This is a genomic window from Flavobacterium polysaccharolyticum, assembly GCF_038739875.1.
GTDB classification, from domain to species: domain Bacteria; phylum Bacteroidota; class Bacteroidia; order Flavobacteriales; family Flavobacteriaceae; genus Flavobacterium; species Flavobacterium polysaccharolyticum.
This window is the reverse complement of record NZ_JBCGDP010000116.1, coordinates 1-241: the sequence shown is the minus strand read 5'-3', so window position 1 is coordinate 241 and position 241 is coordinate 1. Positions and strand designations below refer to the sequence as shown.

Here is a 241-nt window from a genome sequence, read left to right as displayed (position 1 = left end):
TTAATTGGATTGCAATATGACGCTCCAGTAGATTATAATGGAACTGATTCTGTTGGTAATTTTACATATAGTGTAAGTGATGGAAATACTACTGTAAGTGGACAAACTACCATCACAGTAACCCCAGTAAACGATGCCCCAGTAGTAGTAGATGACACTTATACCGTTGCGGAAGAAGGCACAGTTACTTTGACCCCATTAACAGGCGACAGCGATGTTGACGGGGATGTCTTGAGCATCA

Annotated in this window: 1 protein-coding gene; it reads left to right on the top strand. The window is 41.5% G+C overall.

The window, feature by feature from the left end:
* A partial coding sequence (locus WFZ86_RS20310) for an Ig-like domain-containing protein (protein ID WP_342693638.1) occupies positions 1-241 on the top strand: 241 nt, incomplete at both ends.